Source organism: Nonomuraea sp. MTCD27, from assembly GCF_041950495.1.
In the GTDB taxonomy this organism is placed as follows: domain Bacteria; phylum Actinomycetota; class Actinomycetes; order Streptosporangiales; family Streptosporangiaceae; genus Nonomuraea.
In genome coordinates this window covers 667993-674380 of the sequence record NZ_JBGNUW010000005.1, presented here as the reverse complement: position 1 = coordinate 674380, position 6388 = coordinate 667993, and the positions used below count along the sequence as shown (strand labels likewise).

Annotated in this window: 7 protein-coding genes; 5 read left to right on the top strand and 2 right to left on the bottom strand. The window is 69.8% G+C overall.

The genetic code is table 11. From position 1 onward, the window contains the following. Positions 1-102 precede the first annotated feature (102 nt). A complete protein-coding gene (locus ACBJ59_RS18975; RefSeq protein WP_375111512.1) occupies positions 103-939 on the top strand; it encodes a DUF559 domain-containing protein in 837 nt (278 codons plus the stop codon). 83 nt (positions 940-1022) lie between these two features. Here ACBJ59_RS18975 and ACBJ59_RS18970 read toward each other — a convergent pair whose 3' ends face one another. Next, positions 1023-1319 (bottom strand): hypothetical protein, encoded by a 297-nt coding sequence (locus ACBJ59_RS18970; protein ID WP_375111511.1) that lies wholly within the window; start codon positions 1317-1319, stop codon positions 1023-1025. Positions 1320-1632: 313 nt separating this feature from the next. Beyond that, positions 1633-2817, bottom strand: coding sequence for a cytochrome P450 (locus ACBJ59_RS18965; protein ID WP_375111510.1), 1185 nt, complete (start codon positions 2815-2817; stop codon positions 1633-1635). A gap of 437 nt (positions 2818-3254) precedes the next feature. Between ACBJ59_RS18965 and ACBJ59_RS18960 the strand changes: the two genes are divergently transcribed. The 4 genes from ACBJ59_RS18960 to ACBJ59_RS18945 are packed head-to-tail and all read left to right on the top strand — an operon-like array spanning position 3255 to position 6383. Then, a complete protein-coding gene (locus tag ACBJ59_RS18960; protein WP_375111527.1) occupies positions 3255-4052 on the top strand; it encodes a fumarylacetoacetate hydrolase family protein in 798 nt (265 codons plus the stop codon). Beyond that, a complete protein-coding gene (locus ACBJ59_RS18955; RefSeq protein WP_375111509.1) occupies positions 4049-5350 on the top strand; it encodes an enolase C-terminal domain-like protein in 1302 nt (433 codons plus the stop codon). The genes ACBJ59_RS18960 and ACBJ59_RS18955 overlap by 4 nt, the downstream gene beginning before the upstream one ends. 33 nt (positions 5351-5383) lie before the next feature. After that, on the top strand, positions 5384-5608 hold the full coding sequence (locus tag ACBJ59_RS18950) for a hypothetical protein (protein ID WP_375111508.1): 225 nt from the start codon (positions 5384-5386) through the stop codon (positions 5606-5608). Between the two features lie 31 nt (positions 5609-5639). Then, on the top strand, positions 5640-6383 hold the full coding sequence (locus ACBJ59_RS18945) for an SDR family NAD(P)-dependent oxidoreductase (protein ID WP_375111507.1): 744 nt from the start codon (positions 5640-5642) through the stop codon (positions 6381-6383). Positions 6384-6388: the final 5 nt, after the last annotated feature.

Sequence of the window (6388 nt, the reverse complement as noted above, 5' to 3'; positions counted from 1 at the left end):
ACCCCGACCCGCCCTCCAGGTGCTCCCACGGCGCCATCGGACGCTTCGGCAAGTCATTCGTGGCCCGGCGTGCAACCGCCCTCGACCTCAGACACCGCATCCTTGATCGCACGCGTCGGCCGCATCACCCGCGTGGTCCCGCAGGCCGTAGCCTCCCGCCAGACGGCGGCGCACATCTGGGGCCTCCAGGTCCTCCCCATCCCGGAAGCCGACTGGCCCGTCGAGCTGACCGCCTCCGACCACCTCGCCATCCCAGGCTGCGTGACTTACGTGGCCCCTCTCCCCAGCGAGGACGTCACCGAGAACAAGGGCATTCGGATCACCACGATGGAGCGCACGGCCCTCGACTGCGCCCGCTGGCTGCCGCGCATGGAAGCCGTGGCCGCCCTCGACCAGTTCGCCCGCCGGGGAGTCGACCTGGAAGCCCTGTGGCATCGCCCGCTCAACACGTGGCGCCTGCGCGACACGCTCAGCCTCGCCGACCGGGGAGCCGCCTCACCGAGGGAGAGCTGGCTCAGGGTCATCCTGGTGGACGGCGGCCTCCCCAGGCCCACCACCCAGATCCGGGTGGAGCTGGGAGAGGACCGATCCGCCTACCTCGACCTGGGCTGGGAGGAGTTCAAGGTCGCGGTCGAGTACGACGGGCGGGAGCATCACACCTCGATCGCCGACCAGCAGCACGACACCGACCGGCGGGAGGAGCTACGGCGGCGGGGCTGGCGGGTGATCGCCGTCCGGAGGGACGTCATCCCCGGCCAGATCGCTGACCTCCTCCACCACGTGGCCGACGCATTGATCGAAAGCGGCTGGCAGCCGGGCCCTGAGCGCACCAACCGCATCCTCGCCCGCATCCGCGCAGCCCGCCGCAAACCCCGCTACCGATTACCCAACCGGGTACCGACCAGGACCTGGTCGGGACCCGCTCGCTCACGCCGCTGACGCTCCCTCATCACCAGGCACGGCCAACCACACCGACAAACCGCCCCGTCCGTCGGCCACGCTCCGCCACGGCCACGGCCCCTTCACGTCTCCGTCACGGCAATCGCCACGGCGACGGCAACGGCAATCGCCACGGCGACGGTGACGGTGACGGTGACGGTGACGGTCACGGTGACGGTCACGGTGACGGCCACGGTGACGGCCACGGTGACGGCCACGGTGACGGCCACGGTGACGGCCACGGTGACGGCCACGGTGACGGCCACGGTGACGGCCACGGTGACGGCCACGGTGACGGCCACGGTGACGGCCACGGTCACGGTGGTGGTGACGGTGACGGTCACGGTGACGGCCACGGTGACGGCCACAGCCACAGCCACGGCTACGCGGTGGCGACGGCAACAGCAGCGACGGCGCGGCGACGATGGGCATGGCTACGTGGCGGCGACGGCCTGCGACAGCGACGGCGACGGCGGTGATGACGGCGGTGGCCATAGCTACGCGACGACTACCGCCACCGCCACCGCCGACTCCACGGCCACGGCAGTCGTCACGGCTGTCGTCACGGCCGCCGCGGCAGCTGTGGCCACCGTTGCCGCGTCACCCTCAGCGGCGCCGGCTGCCTGCGTCGTCAGGGCCGTCGCTGCGACGCGGCTGTCCGACGCGTCGCTGGGGCCCGGGCAGCGCCGGCGATCAGCCGATGGTCACCGGCAGTTCCTTGATGCCGTTGATGAAGTTCGAGCGCAGTCGCCGGGCCTCGCCGGACTGGTGCAGGCGGGGGTGGCGGCGGGCCAGTTGCTCGAAGAGGATCCGGAGCTCCAGTTTGGCCAGGTGGTTCCCCAGGCAGAAGTGGGCGCCCCCGCCGCCGAAGCCGATGTGGGGGTTGGGGTCGCGGCCGATGTCGAAGGTGTCGGCGTCGGGGAAGACGGAGGTGTCGCGGTTGGCCGAGGCGTAGAAGACCACGACCTTGTCGTCGGCCTTGATCTCCTGCCCGCCCAGCACCTGGTCCGTCGTCGACGTACGGCGGAAGAGGTTGACCGGGGAGACCCAGCGGACGATCTCGTCGGCGGCCGTCTTCGCCAGGGCCGGGTCGGCGACCAGGCGGTCCCACTGGTCGGGGTGCTCGAAGAGGGCGAGCATGCCGCCGGAGGCCGCGTTGCGGGTGGTCTCGTTGCCGGCCACCACCAGGAGGAGGACGAAGAGGTCGAACTCGTCCTCACCGAGGGTTTCGCCGTGCTCGTCCGGCTGGAGGAGCTTGGTGACGATGTCGTTCCTGGGGTTGACCCTGCGCTGGGCGGCGAGCTGGTTGGCGTAGGCGTAGACCTCCATGGCGGCCGCCGAGCCTTCCTCGGGGGAGGAGGAGTAGTCGGGGTCCTGGGCGCCGATCATGCGGTTCGACCAGTTGAACACCTTGTCGCGGTCCGTCACCGGGGCCCCGAGGAGCTCGCAGATCACGTAGAGGGGCAGGGGCGCGGCGACTTCGGTGACGAAGTCGATCTCGCCGGTCAGCTTGTCGAGGAGGTCGTCGCAGATGTCGCGGATGTGTTGTTCGAGGGCTCCGATCGTGCGCGGGGTGAAGCCCCGGTTGACCAGGGAGCGCCGCCTCGTGTGCTCAGGCGGGTCCTGGTTGAGCATCATGAGGCGCTGCAACGCGATCTGGTCCTCGGGCAGGTCGTCGAAGAGGGCGAGCTTACGGTGGGAGGAGAAGAGGTCGGAGTGCCGCGAGATGTGCACGACATCCTCGTATCGGGTCACGGCCCAGAACCCGGGCTCGCCCTCGTGCCAGTGGACGGGGGAGTTCGCGCGCAGCCAGGCGAGTTGGTCGTGGGGTGGGCCGGCTGTCGCGTAAAGGTCCCTGTCGACAAGGTCGATGTGCACGCGGTTTCACCTCTTGATCAAGCGCTTGGTTACGCTGTACTGAAACGTGTTCTATTACGTGTCTGTACGGCCGTCAAGGACGGCGGTGGATCGTTCCTGGTCCATCAGGGTCCGGATATGGGTCCGGCGTGGGCCGAAGCCGCTTCGTGGCGACCATGCGCCGGATCAATGGGGTTTGTTTGTCGTCCGATGTTTTGCTGGAGAGGATTTCGGCCGGGTGAATCCAGCGGTCGGAGCGGTTAACTCGGTTCACAGTGGACAAGGTCCTCCAAAGGGTGTATTTCGAGGTCACGGATCGGATGTATCCATCTCGGCGCCCTTGACACACTCCGTCTCGTCGCACCAGCATCGAGACACGAGACATCGGATGTATAGCTGAAGGGTGCGGTGTGAAGCTGCTGCGAGTAGGACCTGTCGGCCAGGAGCGACCGGTGGTCATGGACGACGCCGGCAACCTGCGCGACATCGGGGAGCCCGACATCGACGGTGCTTTCCTCGCCTCTGGGGGAGTGGCGCGCGTCCGCGACGCGCTGGAGCGCGGTGCCCTGCCCGTCGTCGAGGCCGAAGGGCTGCGGATCGGCGCCCCCATCGCGCGTGCGGGGAAGATCGTCTGCATCGGGCTGAACTACAGCGACCACGCCGCCGAGTCGGGGGCCGAGGTGCCGGCCGAGCCGGTGGTGTTCATGAAGGCGAGCAACACCATGGTCGGCCCGTACGACGAGGTGCTCGTGCCTCGAGGCAGTGTGAAGACCGACTGGGAGGTGGAGCTGGCCGTGGTCATCGGACGGCAGGCCCGCTACCTCGGCAGCAAGGAGGAGGCGCTCGGCGTGATCGCCGGGTACGCGATCTCCAACGACGTGTCCGAGCGCGAGTTCCAGCTCGAGCGCGGCGGGCAGTGGGACAAGGGCAAGTCCTGCGAGACGTTCAACCCGCTCGGCCCATGGCTGGTGCCGGCCGACGAGGTGGGCGACCCGCAGAGCCTGCCCATGCGCCTGTGGGTGAACGGCGAGCTGCGCCAGGACGGCGACACCAAGAACATGATCTTCGATGTGGCCGAGATCGTGCGCTACCTGAGCCAGTTCATGGTGCTGGAGCCGGGCGACGTGATCAACACCGGCACGCCGGCCGGCGTCGCGATGGGGATGGCGGGGCAGCCGTACCTGCGGGCCGGTGACGTGATGGAGCTGGAGATCGAGGGGTTGGGGCGGCAGCGCCAGACGGTGGGACAGGCATGACGGCCGCGGGCACGTACCGGATCGTGGGGGTGGAGACGCACGACGTGCGCTTCCCGACCTCCCGCGAACTCGACGGCTCTGACGCGATGAACCCCGATCCCGACTACTCCGCCGCCTACGTGGTGCTCAAGACGGACGACGGGTACGAGGGGCACGGGTTCGCCTTCACGATCGGGCGCGGGAACGACATCCAGACCACGGCCATCAGTGCGCTGGAGCCGTACGTGCTCGGCAAGGACGTCGAGGACCTCGGCGCTCTGTACAAGGACATGGTCAACGACTCGCAGCTGCGCTGGCTGGGGCCGGAGAAGGGCGTCATGCACATGGCGATCTCCGCCGTGGTCAACGCCCTGTGGGACCTCAAGGCCAAGCGGGCGGGCAAGCCGCTGTGGCGGTTGTTGTCCGAGATGTCGCCCGAGGAGATCGTCGAGCTCATCGACTTCCGCTACCTGAGCGACGCGCTGACCAAGGACGAGGCCCTCCGGATCCTGAAGAGCCAGGAAGGGGGGAAGCAGGCGCGGATCGAGCAGCTGGTGGAGACGGGCTATCCCGCGTACACGACCTCCCCGGGGTGGCTGGGATACGACGACGAGAAGCTGCGGCGGCTCTGCAAGGAGGCGCTCGACCAGGGGTTCGGGCAGATCAAGCTCAAGGTCGGCGCCGATCTGGACGACGACCGGCGGCGGTTCAGGGTGGCCCGGGAGGTGTGCGGGGCCGATTTCCCGATCGCGATCGACGCCAACCAGCGCTGGGACGTCGGCTCGGGCATCGAGTGGGTCAACGCGCTGCGCGAGTTCAACCCGCACTGGGTGGAGGAGCCGACGAGTCCGGACGACGTGCTCGGGCACGCCGCCATCGCCCGGGGCATCGCGCCCGTTCCGGTGGCCACCGGCGAGCACGTGCAGAACCGCATCGTGTTCAAGCAACTCCTGCAGGCCGAGGCCATCTCCTACGTGCAGATCGACTCCGCCCGCGTCGGCGGGGTCAACGAGAACCTGGCGATCCTGCTGCTGGCGGCCAAGTTCGGCGTGCCGGTGTGCCCGCACGCGGGCGGCGTCGGGCTGTGCGAGCTGGTGCAGCACCTGTCGATGTTCGACTTCGTGGCGGTCACCGGGACCATGGACGGCCGCGTGATCGAGTACGTCGACCACCTCCACGAGCACTTCGTGGACCCGGTCGTCATCCGCGGCGGCCGGTACGTGGCGCCGTCCAGGCCCGGCTTCAGCGCGGAGATGCGCGCGGAGTCGATCGCCGCCCACACCTTCCCCGACGGTGAGGTCTGGAGGGACGACACATGACCAGGCCGGCATGCGGTGACCGACACCCGGACGGTGACTCGGGAAGATGCCCGGGCCCAGGTCCGGGAAGGCGTCCAGGTCGCGGCCTGGGAGGGCGTCCGGGCCGCGGCCTGCGAGGGCGTCCGGACCGGAGTCAAGGAGGGCGTCCGGGCCGGGAGCTGGGCCGACGTGCCGATCAGGCGCGTGGTGAGCGGGCTCGTGCCGATCGGGCGCGTGGCGAGCGGGCCGGCGGTCGGCGAGGGACAGACGGGCCCGTGAAGGGCAAGGCGATCGAGGGTTGGAGGGGCGTGTGAGTTTGAAAGCGGTCGTGACCGGCGGTGGGTCCGGGATCGGGCTGGCCGCGGCCACCGCGCTGGCCGGACGTGGCATGAAGGTCGCGTGCCTCGACCTCAACCCGCCCGGCGAGCCGTTCATCGGGATCAAGGCCGACGTGACGGACGACGCCGGGGTGCGGGCTGCGGTGGCCGAGGCCGCCGAGCGGCTGGGCGGCATCGACGTGCTCGTCAACAACGCGGGCATCGGCGCACAAGGAACGATCGAGGACAACCCGGACAGCGAGTGGCACAAGGTGTTCGACGTCAACGTGCTCGGCATGGTCCGGGTGGCGCGGGCGGCGCTGCCGTACCTGAGGAGGTCCGAGCACGCCGCGATCGTCAACACCTGCTCGATCGCCGCCACCGCCGGGCTGCCGCAGCGGGCGCTCTACAGCGCCACCAAGGGCGCGGTGCTGTCGCTGACGCTCGCCATGGCGGCGGACCACATCCGTGAGGGCATCCGGGTCAACTGCGTCAACCCGGGCACCGCCGACACCCCGTGGGTCGCCCGGCTGCTGGACGCGGCCGACGACCCCGAGGCGGAACGCGCGGCGCTCAACGCCAGGCAGCCGATGGGCCGCCTGGTCAGCGCGGAGGAGGTCGCCGCCGCGATCGCCTACCTCGCCAGCCCCGAGGCCGGCTCGACCACCGGGACCGCGCTCGCGGTGGACGGCGGCATGCAGGGGCTGCGGCTCCGGCCAGGCAACCAAGGAAGGTAATCCCC

Excerpts from the sequence above, each read along its gene's own strand:
- ACBJ59_RS18955 (WP_375111509.1), top strand. The coding sequence starts at position 4,049 with ATGACGGCCGCGGGCACGTACCGGATCGTGGGGGTGGAGACGCACGAC.
- ACBJ59_RS18960 (WP_375111527.1), top strand. The coding sequence starts at position 3,255 with ATGGACGACGCCGGCAACCTGCGCGACATCGGGGAGCCCGACATCGAC.